Below are 13,092 nucleotides of genomic sequence, written 5' to 3' on the forward strand. Positions count from 1 at the left end.
GATCGGTAAACAACGCGCTCAAAGAGAGCCTGCCCAAACAGTTTGCCACAAACCCAAAATCGCAGTCCGCAAATCATAAAGACAACAGTGATAAACCATAAAGGCAATATCAACAAGACATAATGATATGCGTGACAAATAGCCATGACCTTTGGAGCGCGCTTTCGTTTATTTAACCAAAAAGTGAAATAGCCTCAAGTTGTCTTGTCTAACTCATCGAATATCATACATTTTCAAATATTATACTTAATTGAACCGAGACATGAAATCACATAGAACATTGCTCATCCTATGCCTTTTGGCTCTGTCCGGTATATTTTTTGCCAGTTGCGACGGAGACGAAACGCCAAGCGTCATCATGGACGAGGCCACTCAGCAAATTATCAAGTCTGGGCGCATAAACTTCGACGCCGACGGTGGGCAGGTGACATTGCGACTTCGCGCAAACGGCAACGGCTGGAGCGTCAAGACGGAAAACGCCAATGGGAAACCCACGGATTGGTGCTCTACAACAACCCAAGCCAACGAAAACGAGACGGCCATAACGGTAAAAGCAAGCCCCAATCGCGACATTGCGAGCCGAACGGCCACGCTGACAATAGCAACGGCAAGCAAGCGGTACAAGCTCGACATTGAGCAAAAGCCGTCGCCACAATTTCAAATAGTGGCCTCGCACGTGGATGTTCTTGGCACGGGCGGCAACGTGTTCGTGACTTTACGCACCAACACCCAACCAGAAATTATCATGGACAAGGAAGCGCCGTGGCTCACTTTTGTGGGCATAAGGCGCAAGGCAGGCAACCACAAAGCCAACGACGTGATATATTTGGAATATTGTTTCAAAGCCGAGAGGAACGCCGACCTTGGACGATTGGCACGCGTGACGTTCACGATGGCCCACGGTAAAAGCCAAACAGCATGCGTACACCAGTGGAGCAGAAAGCTCAAAGCCACCGAAAACATACACGTGGGCAAGCCCGGACAGCTCGGCACGCTGCTCGGAGCCAACGCCAACGACTGGGCCAATATTGAGCGGCTCACGCTCTCGGGCACGCTCAACGCGACCGACATACAGGCGCTGCGCATGCTGCTGCGTCCATCGGTACGCTTCACCGAGGTCAACGCGGCGGGCAACATATCGGTGGAACACAGCGTGCCGTTGGGCCTGAAACATGTTGACATGGGCGCCTGCAAGCTGGTCAAAGGTGGTGATGAGTACGTGGAGCCACGCATAGACAGCTCTACTGACCCTCGCTACAATGCCACAAGAGACAACGAGTTGGGCGACAAGGCTTTCCTCATCGCACGCACACACTTGGAGACGATAACGCTCCCGGCAAGCCTTGAGCACATCGGCAACCAAGCGTTCTGCTTTTGTGAGCACCTGAAGGGTATTGATATACCCGCCACGGTGACAGACATTGGCGCGCGCGCCTTTTCCAATTGCAAGTCACTCACACGCATCAACATACCCGAAGACTCACGGCTACAGCTGCTCGGCCAATACGCATTAGCCACCACAAACACGTTGGCCGAGATACGACTGCCTGCCACGCTGATCGTGAACACATCGACACCACCCATTCTTGGAGGTGTACACGCACGAAACCTCCACGTGAAATGGCTCACGCCCCCCTCGTTGGGACGCTATGGTGTCCACAAGAACACCACCGTCTATGTGCCCATGGGCGCCGCGGTCGCCTACCGGCAGGCCGACGGATGGAAGCGCGCGGCGAAGATTATAGAAGAATAAGGACAAGAAACGCTTGCCTATTTGGCAGAAAAAAGGTAACTTCGCAGCCTATTCATGAAGCAAAACACCAAAAATGAAAAAACTTATCATTAACTCATTTGATGAACTCGCGGCCTACGAGGGCAAACATCTCGGCGAGTCATCATGGCTCCAAGTGGACCAAGAACGCATCAACAGTTTCGCCGACGCCACCTTGGACCATCAATGGATACATGTAGACACGGAACGCGCCAAGACTGAGAGCGCCTACCACAGCACCATCGCGCACGGCTATCTCACCCTGTCGCTCCTGCCCCACCTATGGAGCGAGATTATCGAAGTGAACCATTTGAAAATGATGGTGAACTACGGCATGGACAACATGCGATTTGGAAACGCCGTCATCACGGGTAGCAAGATACGCCTTTCGGCCGACCTGAAAAAGGTAGACAATCTGCGTGGCATCTGCAAGGCCACCATCAGCGTGGCCATAGAGATAGAGGGCGAGCGCAAGCCAGCTATGAAAGGCGACGTGCAGTTTCTGTATTATTTTGAGTAAAAGGTAGTCGCGCGCCGTTTGCACGGCAAGGCACCGTCAAGTAACAAGCCATGGCAGCGCACCGCTCGTCATGGCTTTTTCGTACCGACAATAAACAAAAAATGTAGGTTCGAGCCATTGTCATCGCGCTACAAAATGAAATACAAGTCAAAAAATAGTCATAAAAAAAGTGCGCTTCAAACCTATCGTTTTAGAAAGAAATTCTCAATTTTTTCTGCCCCACTCGCTCAAGACAAACCATTAAAAAACCATTCATTTCACCATTGGTATCTAATTGCGTCGCGAATAGTGAGTTATCACGTGTAGAACGATACTTAAACGTGCTGCGATTAGGCCTTGTTCGAGACGCGAACAAGGCCTAATCGCAGCGCATTGAGAAAACTTTTTCGACATAAACAAGAAGCAACGCTCGCAGATGTTTGCTAATGAGCTACTTGCGAAAAACTCCCATTTGTCGAGTATTTGCGAGCGACGATGTTCTTGTTTGAATATAATCGAAAAACAGAGGCACTGTTGTTAATATTTTTCCAAATAGTTTTTATCAAACACTGTCATGTTAATGGCTTTTTTTTCAATAAAAACCACATGCTTAAAAGCCGGAGAAATTTTTCAAGAAACATCATGCTTTCTCTAACATTTAATAATGACGCGCTACATGTCATGGTGCTTGAGCGCATAATAATAAAACCAGAAAGTGCCGCCATAGCTATCGCGCAGCGCCGAATATCGGCATCGCGCGTCGGCTGTTTCGCGACAAAGAGCTTGATAGTCCTCGTAGTCGGCCTCGAGCACCGGGTCCTTATACACGACGCTGGGATGCTTGCGCGTGTGCGCATAGAGCGTCAACGCCTCGCGATAGTGCTTTGGCAAAGGCTTCTTGAGATTGTAATAGCGAGGCAAGGCGTTGGCGAAAGCGTCCATGTCGCCCTCGAGCAGATAGGCACACAACAACCAGTCGTGCGCCGCGGGGGTGGCCCGGCCGATGGCATGAAGTTTCACGAGATAGTCCATCGGCGACTCGCACCCTTTGACATAAGCTCCAAGATGCCTATACAGCGCGGTTTCCGGCAGCATCAGCAGCCTGACAGACCGACCATTGGGCAGCATGCTGGCCGACCGTCCAACAAGCGGATGCTCGAACAGACGCTCGCCCATCTGTCGCTTGCAAGACAAAGCCCACACACGCAGTAACGTCAGGCTGCTATCGGTTTTGGTTTCGTAGACACCCACTTGCGACGCCTCATCGTAGCGAGCGGCCCTCATATCGTTCTCCATGCGCGAGCGATAGTGCAACAAATAGTCATTGCATCCGATGGCGCATGTCATCAGGCAAAAGGCCGTGAGCGTGAAGAGGTTTATCCAAACATGCCTCAGCGCGTTGCCCCCCCCCGTTTGCTCGCGCACCGATTCGAACTGCTTGCACAGCCAAACCGCGCCCGCGTACACTACCATAAGCAATGGGAAGAGCCACCACCAATGGCCTATATAACTTTCTCTCCCTATATTTGGCGTGATGTCTGTCAAGATGCCGAGCAACAACAACGAGGGGAAATAGGTCAGCGCGTGCGTGTATCCCCTGAGCCTCGTGCCGGCATAAACGCCAACTTGCGCCATCCACAGCGCCACGGTGATGAGCAACGCCCCCACCAATCGGTTGTAATTGGTTTGGCCATGAGAGAGCACGTGTTGGGTTACGGCCAGTATGTCGGCCTGATAATCGTATAGATACAGGAACGTAAAAATCAAGAAAAGAACGGCACACGTCATCCTTGGCATGACGGCGCCATTCTTGGAAGTGGTTGTCATCAGTGTTGTCTCTAAATGATTATTTGCGTTTTAACACCACGGCAGAACGCGCCGGGATATACAGTTTTAGCCATCCTTTGTGGTCTGGGGCGTAGAGTGGGTCATGGTTGGTGAAATGCTCCACGCTGTCATCGGCCAGCCCATTGCCGCCAAAGGCCTTGTCGTCAGTGTTTAGACACACGGTGTAAGAACCCTCGGGCACCAAGAAGCCATAGTCGGTGTACGAACGGTTGGGCGAGAAGTTGAACACGAAGATGAGGTCTCCACGCATGAAGGCAAGCACTTGGTCGCCATCATTGTGCCAGATCTCTTGCACGGGCGTGTCAACAAATCCCTTCTCTTGCTTAATCACCGCGAGCATGGCCTTGTCAAAGTCGCCAAGATAGTGATAATCAAGCTCTGGGTTGTCCACCAAGTTCCATTGCCGGCGGGCGTATTTGTGGCTCCAGCCGTTGCCCTCGCGCGGAAAATCTATCCACTCCGGATGCCCAAACTCATTGCCCATGAAGTTGAGGTAACCACCGTTCATGGCCGCGGCCGTCACCAAGCGTATCATCTTGTGCAAGGCTATGCCACGGTGCGCCATGTCATTCTCGTCGCCTTTCTTGAAGTGCCAGTACATGTCAGCGTCCACCAAACGGAAAATGATGGTCTTGTCGCCCACCAACGCTTGGTCGTGGCTCTCGCAATAAGAAATGGTACGCTCGTCGGAGCGTCGGTTCTTAACCTCCCAAAATATGCTGCTGGGTTTCCAGTCCTCGTCTCTTTTCTCCTTAATGGTTTTAATCCAATAGTCTGGAATGTTCATGGCCAACCGGTAGTCGAACCCATATCCGCCATCCTCGAACTTGGCCGCCAGTCCTGGCATGCCGCTCACTTCCTCGGCGATGGTGACGGCATGTGGATTAACCTCGTGTATAAGCTTGTTGGCCAACGTGAGGTAACAGATGGCGTTGTCGTCTTGATGCCCATTGAAATAGTCTTCATAGTTAACGAACGCCTCGCCAAGCCCATGGCTGTAATAGAGCATTGAGGTGACGCCGTCAAAGCGAAACCCGTCAAAGTGAAACTCACTGAGCCAATATTTGCAATTGCTCAACAAGAAATGCAGCACCTCGTCCTTGCCATAGTCAAAGCAAAGACTGTCCCAAGCCGGATGCTCGCGACGGTCGCCGGGGTAGAAATACTGGTTGGGATCGCCGGCAAAATTGCCCAATCCCTCCACCTCGTTCTTCACGGCGTGCGAGTGCACGATGTCCATGACGACCGCGATGCCCATGCCATGAGCCGCGTCTATGAGGGCTTTCAGCTCTTCCGGGGTGCCGAACCTGCTCGATGGGGCGAAGAACGAGCTGACGTGATAGCCAAAGCTGCCATAGTATGGATGCTCTTGTATGGCCATGATCTGTATGCAATTGTAGCCGTCGCGAGCCACGCGAGGCAGCACGTTGTCCTTGAACTCGGTGTAGGTGCCCACTTTCTCGGCATCCTGCGCCATGCCGACATGGCACTCGTAGATGAGCAACGGGCTTTTTTGGGGGCGAAACGTCTTTTTCTTCCATACGTAAGGCTTGGACGGTGCCCAAACCTGCGCGGAGAAAATCTTGGTCCTTTCGTCTTGCACCACGCGTCGCGTCCATGCCGGTATGCGCTCACCCTCGCCTCCATTCCACTTCACGTGCAATTTGTAGAGGTCGCCGTGCTTCATGGCATGGGCAGGCATGGTGAGTTCCCAATGGCCCAACGTGCCTGTTCGCGCGCAACTATATGCGTCGCTCTCGGTCCAGCCGTTGAAATCACCAACCAAGAAAATTGCCGTGGCGTTGGGCGCCCACTCGCGAAATACCCATCTGCCATCCTTGAGATGGTGCAAGCCAAAATAATCGTAACCATTGGCAAAGTCGGACAGTGAGCGCTTGCCCTGCCCGGTGAGCTGGGCTATTTTCCACGACGCATGGTCGTAACGGCCGCGTATGGCATTTTCATAGGGTTCCAAATAAGGGTCATGAGCCACCATGCCTATATGCTTGGCGGCGGAACGCTCGCAAGACTTTTGTGTCTTGTCGGTCTCTGTTTTGGGCACGTTTCGTTTTGTTTCCATCGTGCAAATAGTGTTTTAAAGTGTATATAAAGGCTATCTCCTAACTTTGAAAATGGCTTTCCTGAGCGTGGGTTGATCAGTAATGCCCGGCGCGTGGCCATCTTGAGGCATAAAGATGACAAACTGCCCCGGGCGCGCGGTCACGAAAGTTTGCGCCTCGACGCCGGGTATGAGCGCGATGTCCTTGGCCGTGTCAAATGGAGACTCTGGCAATTCGGCGGCGGGAATGTAACCGTAAGTCTCGGCCGTGTTGATGGGCACTTGCACGTCTATCATCTCTTTGTGACACTCCATGGGCGCTTGTTGGAGCGTCTTGCCATCTTGTGTCATCACGTTGACAAACACATCGTTGCCGGAGATGGCATGCTTGCCATCGGCGACATCTTCCCAATGGTTGTTTCTCAAAAAGCTAACCACATGTTGAATACGCGGGTTTAGTGCTACGTATTTTTCAAGATTTTGGATGGTGTCAATTATCATATCGCATAAATTATTAGTTGTCATTAAATCGACGGCCACTTTCGTAATGCCCCGTGAAGACGACCCGGCCATTGCGATCTTTCTCCACGAAACGACCGTCGCGAACGTTGTTGACGTAGGTTCCCTCAAAACGCTTGCCATCTTTGAGTTCCTCGATGGCCTTGCCATTGCGCATGCCATTTTTGTAAATGCCCTTAAACCGCGTCCCGTCAGCGTAATGGATGATGACCTCGCCGTCTATTTTGCCATTGACAAAATCCCCATCAAAGACATCGCCGTTCTTCTTGGTGAGCTTGCCGCGACCGTTTTGCAAGTCGTTTTTCCACTGTCCCTCGTACTTGTCGCCATTGGCCCATACGAAAGTGCCCATGCCTTGGCGCGCGCCCTCGGCGAAATGGCCCGTGTATCGATCGCCGTTGGCATATTTGAAAATGCCCTCTCCAGTGCGCTCGCCTTGGTCATAATCGCCCTCGTAACGGTCTCCGTTCTGGAAAACGTAGATGCCCCTGCCCTGCTGTATGTCGTTTTGCCACTGTCCTTTGTACACATCGCCGTCCGCATATTTGTTTACGCCATAGCCCGACCGTTGGTTGTTGTCCCACTCCCCTTCGTAAATGGTGCCGTCTCCCCAATCGAAAATGCCTCGGCCTTGCTTTTTGTCCTCTTTCCACTGGCCGTCATAGTAGGCTCCGTTGGAATATGTATACCTGCCCTTTCCCTGGCGCATGTCATGAAACCAGTTGCCATCGTACTTGTCGCCATTGAAGTAATACATGACGCCATGCCCCTGCTGATAGTCGCGAAACCACAGCCCCACGTATTTATTGTTATTGCTGAAATAATAGGTCCCTTTGCCATGCTGCTGGTTAAGCAGCCATTGGCCCTCGTATTTCTCACCGTCGGCAAAGGTGTAGGTGCCATAACCATTGCGTTTGCCTTTGACAAAATCACCCTCGTATGTATTTCCATTGTCAAAAATGACATTACCCTTGCCTTGTGGCTTGTTTGAAACCATCTGACCTTTGTAAACGCCCTTGACGCCCATCTCTTCCACTCGACAAGAGCCCAAAGTTATCTTTTGCGCGAAGTCATTGAGAGATAAGGCTATGAATAATAAAGATAATATCAGATTTTTCACTATCAATGGTATATGTTAAATTCAATTTCAAAGATAGTAATAATAATTGAATTAGATAGTTTAGGGTGGGATATTTAAGGCATTAAACTAACTATTTAACATTATTAAATATCCGGGGATGGGTAAAAATTCGTAATTTTGTAAAGAATTAAATACGAATGAGAATGAAAACCATCGCTATTATTCCGGCTCGCTACGGCTCTTCGCGTTTCAAGGGCAAGCCTTTGGCCACGCTTGCCGGCCGGCCTGTGATACAACATGTGTACGAAAGGGTTTTGCAAGTGGTCGAGGACACATGGGTGGCAACCGACGACGAGCGCATATATGATACCGTCAAAGCTTTCGGAGGAAAGGTCGTGATGACACGCGCCGACCATAAAAGTGGCACCGACCGAATACAAGAGGCGGTGGAAAAGATTGGAACCAAAGCCGACGTAGTGGTCAACGTACAAGGAGACGAGCCGTTCATACAGACCTCGCAGATTGAAACCGTATGCCGTTTATTTGACGACCCGGGCACGCAGATAGCCACCATAGGCAAGCGTTTTGAAAGCATGGAGGCGGTGGAAAATCCCAACTCGCCCAAGATTGTGACGGATGTCAATGGGTTCGCGCTATATTTCTCACGTTCGCCCATACCATTTGTGAGGGGCGCGGAGCGTGAGGCATGGCTCGGGCGATACCCATTTTTGAAACATCTCGGCATTTACGCCTACCGCCGCACGGTGCTGGCAGAGATTACCCAACTGCCAATGTCGCCACTTGAAAAGGCTGAAAGCTTGGAGCAACTGCGCTGGTTGCAAAACGGCTATCGCGTCAAAGTGGGACTGACCAACGTGGAAACCATTGGCATTGATACCCCGACGGACCTTGAAAAGGCTGAGAAATTTATCCAAGAAGCGCGACGACATTGAGCAAAAGGGGCTTTCGCCACAAGCCCTCGCCCCATCATTCGCATAGCATGGCAGGCTCAATCAAAGCGCTCCGTCGCATCCACGCATGTCGGTGAGGCGCACCGCGCCAGCGTCTTGCATCTCGCGCAAGAAAAGACGGGCACACATCTCGGCGTCGGCCCCGGCCCGATGGTGACACTCACAAGGTATCCCGAAAACCTGACAGAGATAGTCTAACTTGTTGCAAGGATAGCGATAAATGCGGCGAGCGGCTCGCAACGAGCAATAATAAGAAACGGCAGGCTTGGGCAACCCATAACATTCGAGCGATTGTCGGATACAACTGATGTCGAAAGCGGCGTTGTGAGCAATAAGCACAGGACTATCATCAAGGTATTTTTCTATCTCGGCCCACACGGCAGGAAAATCAGGAGAGCACTCTGTGTCTTGCGGAGTGATGCCGTGTATGCGTATGTTCCAATAGTCATACCAGTTGTCTTGTGGTTGCACCAACCATGAACGGGTCTCCGCAACCTCGCCGTCGCGCACCACGCAGATACCCGCCTCACAGATGGAGGCATGGCTACGAGTGGCTGTCTCAAAGTCGATGGCGATAAAATTAACTCCGTGTATCATTTGCTTTATTTTTCGTCTTTGCAGCGTTAAAATTCCACACGCTCGCTGATTTGTCCATATTTCGCGATTAAAGCGACGTGGAAACACCCAAAAGTACAAAAAAAGACGGAAACACCCAAACTTTCACGCACAAAAGAAACGCGAAATTCCAACGTCGCATTTGCGCGACGCGGCATCCATATCATGCTTGATGGTGAACTCTGCGTCTTGGCAAGAACTGCCAGATGGGCTAAACTTTTCCTTTGACGGATAACCCGAGCGCGTGTCCACGCATGTCAAGAAGCACATCTGTCAGCAATGACACATCGTACCATCATATAGCCCAAGCCCACAAAAAAAATCGTTCGCGCACATCTCCCAAATAACAATTGGAGATCGCGCCGCAAAGATAGATATTCCGCGCCCATGCCATAAAATATATTAATATTGTCTAAATTAAGTGTATTGCAAAAGCCTGCGACTGTAAAAAAACATTGTGTTTTACGATAAAAAACTTAAATTTGCACGACGATTAAATAACATTTACACATTCCAACAATGTGATTTCGCCAAAAACCAATGCTTCGCATAGTGACGAACTCACGCAAATTTACAACAATGAAAAAGAAGATTCTCATTCCTATCATATTGATTATCGCGCTCCTCTCGGGCGCCATCGTGTGGCTTTTCATTGACCGCGACAAGCAACAACAAGAAAAACAACAGATGGTAGAGTTGGCCGAGATGGACAAGAAAGAGATGGAGAACCAATATGAACAGTTCGCTATGCAATACAGCGAGATGAAAACACAAATCAACAACGACTCCATCATTGCCCAACTGACCCAAGAACAGGAGAAGACGCAGCGCCTGCTGCAAGAGCTTCGGCAAACCAAAAGCACCGACGCCCGGGAGATAGCGCGGCTCAAAAAAGAGTTGGCCACGGTCAGGTCGGTACTGCGCAGCTATGTCATCGAGATAGATTCTTTGAACCGTCTCAACCAAAACCTCACGGCAGAGAACACGCGTATAAAGGGGAAATACGAGGAAGCCAACAAACAAATAGCCGGTCTCAACACCGAGAAAAAGAGCCTTTCCGAGAAAGTGGCCATCGCCGCGCAGCTCGACGCCGTCGGTATAGACCTTACGGGTCTGGACAAACGCAACAAGCCCACCAAGAAAATAAAAAAGACCAAAGCCTTGCAGGTGAGTTTCGTATTGGCTAAAAATGTCACGGCACAGAGTGGCAACAAAGTGGTTTACGTGCGCGTCAACACACCCACGGGCGCTCTCCTTGGCGGCGCAGGCACTTTCGCGTATGAAAATCGCAGCCTTGAGTGCTCCATGAAGCGCAGTGTCGAATATGGCGGCAAAGAGACTCCGGTGACACTCTATTGCGAGGTGACCGAGAGCTTGCAAGCCGGAACCTATCGCGTGAGCGTCTTTGCCGACGGCAACATGATAGGAAGCAAGAACTTTGTGCTACAATGAGACCTTATTGGGCACATGAGTTGACATATCACATAGAGCCATGACCCCAATCGGTCATGGCTCTTTTCATTTTATAACGGCATGCGAAAATCGCATCCCTCTCGCCAACGCGAGCAGCCCAAAGCGGTCTTGCCCCTGACGACCGTGCCCTGTCCGCACTTGGGGCACACGTCGCCCACCTTGACAGTGGGATTTGTGGTTTTGGCGGCCGCGAGGCTCTCGCCAACGCTCTCTTTGTTGGCCGCGCGCCCATCTTGCGCCGGCGCAGCCGCCATGCCACCCTCGCCCACCGTCTTGGCTGGCCTCTTCGATGTTTTTGAGCCACTCGCTTTGACGCCTCGCACAGTCTTTTTCTTGGCCGAGCCAGTGGGTTTTGGAGCTGGCTCCGGCTCCGCGCACGCTATCTGTCGGTTGCTACTGTCGCGCATCACGTCTTGGACAATCTTGCAGACCTGCTCTTTCAGTTCGCTGACAAACTGTTCGGCGCTGTATCGATGGTGCTCTATGTCGCGCAGCTTCTTCTCCCAAATGCCCGTCAGCTCACAACTTGTGAGCAGCCGTTCGTGTATGGTGTCTATCAACTGGATACCCGTTGGTGTGGCCACAAGGTTCTTGCGTTCCCTCCTTATGTAATGACGCTTGAAGAGTGTCTCTATGATTCCAGCTCGCGACGATGGCCGCCCAATGCCGTTTTCCTTCATGGCGGCCCTCAGTTCGTCGTCGTCAACAAACTTGCCAGCCGTCTCCATGGCCCTCAAGAGAGTGGCCTCGGTGTAGTGTTTGGGTGGCGTGGTCTGCTTCTCGGTCAGCGTGGGATGGTGCTCTCCCGTCTCGCCTTTCACGAAAGTGGGCAGCGTGCGCTCCTCATTGGCTTTTTTGCCATCGTCCTCGTCCTGCTCATCATCCTTGCTATAGACAGCTCGCCAGCCCGCGTCCAAAATTTCCTTGCCGGTGGCTTTTAGTTCCACCTTGTCAACGACACCCAGCACTGTGGTGGTGGAAAACTTGCAATCAGGATAGAACGCGGCCACAAAGCGACGGGCAATCAGGTCGTACACCTTCATTTCCATATCCGACAGACCCACCGCTTGCTGACCCGTGGGAATGATGGCGTGGTGGTCTGTCACCTTGGACGAGTCGAAAACACGTTTCGGCTTGGGCAACTTGGCACTCGTCATGGCCAATGTCTTGATGATGTCGAGATAAGGCTTCTTGCCCGACACCTTAATTTGGCTCACGCCATTCAATATATTGGGGCATTGCGGATAGATGTCGTCAGGGAGATATTGAGTGTCCACGCGAGGATAGGTGGTCAGTTTTTTCTCGTAAAGCGCTTGTATCAAATTGAGTGTCAACTCCGCCGAGAAACCAAATTTGCGGTTGCAATCCACCTGCAACGAAGTCAGGTCATACAACTGCCGAGGCTGCTCCTTGCCTTGTTTTTTTTGCACGCGAGTCACCGTGAAAGGCATGCCGTCTATGAGCGCGAGGTCTCTCTCACCCTCCTCCTTGACCATGTACCTGCCCTGAGTGGCCGTGAACAGGGTGTCTCTATACACCGTGGACAGCACCCAATAGGGTTCTGGCACAAAATGGTCTATCTCTTTCTGTCTACTCACGATGAGCGCGAGCGTTGGCGTCTGCACCCTTCCCACCGACAGCACCTGCCGATCGCGAGCGTACATCAGCGTATACAAGCGCGTGGCGTTCATCCCTAACAGCCAGTCGCCTATGGCGCGGCACAGCCCCGCCATGTACAGGCTGTCATAGTCGGCCTGTGCCCGAAGGTTCTTGAAGCCGTCCTTGATGGCCTCGTCGGTCATTGAGGATATCCATAGCCGCCTGACCGGGCACGTAGCCTTGGCCAACTGCATGACCCACCGCTGTATCAACTCGCCCTCTTGCCCAGCGTCACCACAGTTCACTATCTCGTCAGCGTTGGCATAGAGACGCTCTATGGTTTTGAACTGACGCTCTATGCTGTCGCCCGGTATGAGCTTAATGCCAAACCTATCCGGCACCATGGGCAAGGCTGCCAATGTCCAAAACTTCCAATTGGTGAGATAGTCATTAGGCTCTTTCAACTCGCACAGATGCCCAAAAGTCCATGTCACTTGGTAGCCATTGCCCTCCATGTAACCGTCCTTGGATGCCGTGGCACCGAGAATACGCGCTATGTCGCGCGCCACGCTGGGTTTCTCCGCTATACAAACTATCATACTTCGTTTCGTTCAGAAGCACAAAGTTAGTAAAATCTTTGGTTAAATAATGCCAAAA

General features: G+C 51.5%; 10 protein-coding genes. 4 read left to right on the forward strand and 6 right to left on the reverse strand.

Translation table 11 applies throughout. The annotated features are described in order from the left end of the window. The first annotated feature begins 262 nt into the window (after positions 1-262). Together HMPREF1640_RS04065 and HMPREF1640_RS04070 are read left to right on the forward strand one after the other, a co-directional pair. Complete coding sequence (locus HMPREF1640_RS04065) at positions 263-1,753, forward strand: leucine-rich repeat protein (protein WP_081935266.1); 1,491 nt, start codon at positions 263-265, stop codon at positions 1,751-1,753. 73 nt (positions 1,754-1,826) lie between these two features. Continuing rightward, positions 1,827-2,291 (forward strand): MaoC family dehydratase, encoded by a 465-nt coding sequence (locus HMPREF1640_RS04070; RefSeq protein WP_036892664.1) that lies wholly within the window; start codon positions 1,827-1,829, stop codon positions 2,289-2,291. Between the two features lie 651 nt (positions 2,292-2,942). On the opposite strand, the gene HMPREF1640_RS04075 is transcribed toward HMPREF1640_RS04070, so the two are convergent. The 4 genes from HMPREF1640_RS04075 to HMPREF1640_RS04090 are packed head-to-tail and all read right to left on the reverse strand — an operon-like array spanning position 2,943 to position 7,816. Continuing rightward, entirely contained in the window at positions 2,943-4,097 is a 1,155-nt protein-coding gene (locus HMPREF1640_RS04075) for a DUF6057 family protein (protein ID WP_036892665.1), read from the reverse strand. A gap of 19 nt (positions 4,098-4,116) precedes the next feature. Then, positions 4,117-6,198 (reverse strand): alpha amylase C-terminal domain-containing protein, encoded by a 2,082-nt coding sequence (locus tag HMPREF1640_RS04080; protein ID WP_036892667.1) that lies wholly within the window; start codon positions 6,196-6,198, stop codon positions 4,117-4,119. A 33-nt stretch (positions 6,199-6,231) separates the two neighbouring features. Beyond that, positions 6,232-6,678, reverse strand: a complete 447-nt coding sequence (locus HMPREF1640_RS04085; RefSeq protein WP_036892668.1) for a YhcH/YjgK/YiaL family protein — start codon at positions 6,676-6,678, stop codon at positions 6,232-6,234. Between the two features lie 13 nt (positions 6,679-6,691). After that, positions 6,692-7,816, reverse strand: a complete 1,125-nt coding sequence (locus HMPREF1640_RS04090) for an MORN repeat-containing protein (protein ID WP_036892730.1) — start codon at positions 7,814-7,816, stop codon at positions 6,692-6,694. 164 nt (positions 7,817-7,980) lie between these two features. Here HMPREF1640_RS04090 and kdsB point away from each other — a divergent pair, with 164 nt between their 5' ends. Continuing rightward, positions 7,981-8,730 (forward strand): 3-deoxy-manno-octulosonate cytidylyltransferase, encoded by a 750-nt coding sequence (gene kdsB / locus HMPREF1640_RS04095; RefSeq protein WP_036892670.1) that lies wholly within the window; start codon positions 7,981-7,983, stop codon positions 8,728-8,730. Positions 8,731-8,790: 60 nt separating this feature from the next. On the opposite strand, the gene HMPREF1640_RS04100 is transcribed toward kdsB, so the two are convergent. Then, a complete protein-coding gene (locus HMPREF1640_RS04100; RefSeq protein ID WP_156098707.1) occupies positions 8,791-9,342 on the reverse strand; it encodes a 3'-5' exonuclease in 552 nt (183 codons plus the stop codon). A gap of 600 nt (positions 9,343-9,942) precedes the next feature. Between HMPREF1640_RS04100 and HMPREF1640_RS04105 the strand changes: the two genes are divergently transcribed. Further along, positions 9,943-10,815, forward strand: coding sequence for a hypothetical protein (locus HMPREF1640_RS04105; RefSeq protein ID WP_036892732.1), 873 nt, complete (start codon positions 9,943-9,945; stop codon positions 10,813-10,815). Positions 10,816-10,886: 71 nt separating this feature from the next. Here HMPREF1640_RS04105 and HMPREF1640_RS04110 read toward each other — a convergent pair whose 3' ends face one another. Further along, a complete protein-coding gene (locus HMPREF1640_RS04110; RefSeq protein WP_036892672.1) occupies positions 10,887-13,034 on the reverse strand; it encodes a DNA topoisomerase 3 in 2,148 nt (715 codons plus the stop codon). Positions 13,035-13,092 lie beyond the last annotated feature (58 nt).

Origin of the sequence: Prevotella sp. S7-1-8 (assembly GCF_000758925.1) — a bacterium.
GTDB lineage: Bacteria > Bacteroidota > Bacteroidia > Bacteroidales > Bacteroidaceae > Prevotella.

Coding starts and splice junctions, on each gene's coding strand:
- HMPREF1640_RS04065 (WP_081935266.1), top strand. CDS start 263: ATGAAATCACATAGAACATTGCTCATCCTATGCCTTTTGGCTCTGTCC.
- HMPREF1640_RS04070 (WP_036892664.1), top strand. CDS start 1,827: ATGAAAAAACTTATCATTAACTCATTTGATGAACTCGCGGCCTACGAG.
- HMPREF1640_RS04075 (WP_036892665.1), bottom strand. CDS start 4,097: ATGACAACCACTTCCAAGAATGGCGCCGTCATGCCAAGGATGACGTGT.
- HMPREF1640_RS04080 (WP_036892667.1), bottom strand. CDS start 6,198: ATGGAAACAAAACGAAACGTGCCCAAAACAGAGACCGACAAGACACAA.
- HMPREF1640_RS04085 (WP_036892668.1), bottom strand. CDS start 6,678: ATGATAATTGACACCATCCAAAATCTTGAAAAATACGTAGCACTAAAC.
- kdsB (WP_036892670.1), top strand. CDS start 7,981: ATGAAAACCATCGCTATTATTCCGGCTCGCTACGGCTCTTCGCGTTTC.
- HMPREF1640_RS04105 (WP_036892732.1), top strand. CDS start 9,943: ATGAAAAAGAAGATTCTCATTCCTATCATATTGATTATCGCGCTCCTC.
- HMPREF1640_RS04110 (WP_036892672.1), bottom strand. CDS start 13,034: ATGATAGTTTGTATAGCGGAGAAACCCAGCGTGGCGCGCGACATAGCG.